The 228-nt window shown below is 62.3% G+C and carries 1 protein-coding gene; it reads right to left on the bottom strand.

The window, feature by feature from the left end; all coding sequences use genetic code 11:
* A partial coding sequence (locus NNN71_RS25155; protein ID WP_271459625.1) for a hypothetical protein occupies window positions 1-228 on the bottom strand: 228 nt, incomplete at both ends.

The following is a 228-nucleotide window of genomic DNA, read 5'->3' on the forward strand; positions in this document are numbered from 1 at the left end:
CCCTGTTCTGCGTTGTCCTGCCATCAGACGTACGGTCCGCTGACGTATCCGGCGTGCCTGCGGAGGTCGGCTGACCAGTAATTTCTCCCGCCAGGCTGCTATTCAGCCACTGGACCTGCGTTTCCTGGCTGTTCAGCAGCGTCGGGCCAGGCTCCACAATACGCCGGGCTTCTGCCGGGTTCGTCCGGTCGTTTGGCCCCGTCGCCCCATCAATGACATCGTGACTTT

Origin of the sequence: Kluyvera sp. Awk 3 (assembly GCF_028069715.1) — a bacterium.
Lineage (GTDB): Bacteria > Pseudomonadota > Gammaproteobacteria > Enterobacterales > Enterobacteriaceae > Kluyvera > Kluyvera georgiana_A.